The sequence below is a fragment of the Brooklawnia sp. genome (assembly GCF_032229645.1).
Lineage (GTDB): Bacteria > Actinomycetota > Actinomycetes > Propionibacteriales > Propionibacteriaceae > Brooklawnia.
Genome location: NZ_JAVTWX010000143.1, coordinates 1 through 1,673, shown reverse-complemented (window position 1 = coordinate 1,673; position 1,673 = coordinate 1). Strand labels below are relative to the sequence as shown.

Sequence of the window (1,673 nt, the reverse complement as noted above, 5' to 3'; positions counted from 1 at the left end):
TCGAGGTGGCGTGATCCACGACCAGTACTATCGACCCCATGCGGTTGAAGACCACCATGAACAAATTGAAGGTCGTGAACAGCGACCTCAACCTCAGCTCCGACATCCCGGTGCGGGTGCAGCCGGTGATCGGGGAGTGGGGGCCGCAGCGGGTTCCGACGACGAAGCAGAAGAAGCGTGCCCGCTGGACCGTCACCGCTGCCTTCTCGGCGCTTGTCGTGGCGCTTTTCCTGCTGGGCAACTTCTTCTATAAGATCCTGATGGGAATCACTGCCTGACCTGTTGGCCGGCCGGGTCAGAAGAGTTGCTTGAAGACCCCTGTCAACGCGAAAGCGACCACCACGTAACGGACGATGAAGCCCACCGTGATGAAGATCGAGAAGACCGCGAAGTTGATCTTCGTGGTTGCGACCATGATTGTGGTCGCGTAGTTCGGCGGCACGCTGAGCGAGCCCGAGAGAAACAATCCGAGTGGACCCCAGCGTGGGCTCTCGACCAACGCCGTGCCCCACTCCACCAGGCGAGCCCAGCGGTATCGCCAGCTGCCGGGTTCGGGGGGCGGATGCTCGGCAGACGTGCGGTGCAAGATCGGCAGCCGCTTCGCCTGCCGGACCGCCTGGAAGAGGATCATCTTGCCGAGGCCTTGGCCCAGCCCAAGACAAACCCCGACCTCGACCGGGCCGATGAGACGCGCGGCCAGGGTGGCGGCAATGAACGCCTCACCGTTCAGCACCGGAACCAACGCTCCGACCAGGCCGAAGCCCACGGCCAGCAGAAGGTGCCACCAGACTCCGTGCATGCGCCCAGTATGTCAGCTAGTTCTCCGCGGGCATGGCAGCGTGGTGGGTGGCCGGCCTGTCACCACGGGTGCCCTTGGCAAGCCGGACGAGATGATGCAGCCGGTACAGCTCCGATTCAAGGAAATCGGGGCCACCGTGACGGGCGGCCACCAGCAGCCGTTCCGGTCCGGCGGGAATCACCGCCAGCGCCACCCCGCCCCAACCCGGCAGCCAGGCTTCCGACATCTCGGAGAAGTGCTCGATGGTGAACGGTTCGAGGGCCGCGATCTGCTCTGCGCCCAGCTGGGGAGCGTTCTCGGTACCCATCAGTACCTTCTCTTCCTTGATCCCGATGACCGCGGCCCACTGCGCATGGAAGACCTGGGGAACCCGCTCCAAGAGAACCTCGAGCGCTCGCTCCTGGTGCTCGCCGATCTCGCTGGCGATCGCCACGTCGGATTCGATGCCGTAGCCGTCGGGGTAGCGGGAAAGCCAGAGCACCTGAACCCCGTCCAGTTGCAGGCAGGCCGAGACCAGGTCTTCGGGCAGGGTACCGGGGGACAGCTGCAGCAGGAAGTCATCGATAACGGTCCGGCTGGTTGCCTTCTCCACAACCTCTATCAGGTGGATGTCCGCACCAACCGAACCGATAGCGGTGGCCACCTGGCCGAGCGCGCCGGAACGATCGGGCATCTGGATTCGCAGCAAGAACATGTCACTCAGTCTGCCCGTTGAGCAAACCAGCGAGGAATAGGACACGTTTCGATCAGATGACATTGCATTTAGGACCCTCCAGAGAATTACCGCTGCGTGTCGCTTCCTGGATCGGGCGCCTGATCGCGTTGTCGGCCGCGCCCACGTGCTACCAGCACGAGGGCGAACCTCCGCCTTATC

Annotated in this window: 3 protein-coding genes; 1 reads left to right on the top strand and 2 read right to left on the bottom strand. The window is 63.7% G+C overall.

The features are described 5' to 3' along the window. The first annotated feature begins 38 nt into the window (after positions 1 to 38). Entirely contained in the window at positions 39 to 278 is a 240-nt protein-coding gene (locus AAFP05_RS11890) for a hypothetical protein (protein ID WP_341730085.1), read from the top strand. A 17-nt stretch (positions 279 to 295) separates the two neighbouring features. Here the strand turns inward: AAFP05_RS11890 and AAFP05_RS11885 are convergent, their stop codons facing one another. Then, positions 296 to 799: a hypothetical protein gene (locus tag AAFP05_RS11885; RefSeq protein ID WP_341730084.1), complete on the bottom strand. Its 504-nt coding sequence runs from the start codon at positions 797 to 799 to the stop codon at positions 296 to 298. Positions 800 to 815: 16 nt separating this feature from the next. Beyond that, entirely contained in the window at positions 816 to 1,493 is a 678-nt protein-coding gene (locus tag AAFP05_RS11880) for an amino acid-binding protein (protein WP_341730083.1), read from the bottom strand. Between the last annotated feature and the right edge of the window lie 180 nt (positions 1,494 to 1,673).

What these genes read in the sequence shown, in the direction of transcription:
- AAFP05_RS11880 (WP_341730083.1), bottom strand. Translation starts at nt 1,493, where the DNA reads ATGTTCTTGCTGCGAATCCAGATGCCCGATCGTTCCGGCGCGCTCGGC.
- AAFP05_RS11890 (WP_341730085.1), top strand. Translation starts at nt 39, where the DNA reads ATGCGGTTGAAGACCACCATGAACAAATTGAAGGTCGTGAACAGCGAC.
- AAFP05_RS11885 (WP_341730084.1), bottom strand. Translation starts at nt 799, where the DNA reads ATGCACGGAGTCTGGTGGCACCTTCTGCTGGCCGTGGGCTTCGGCCTG.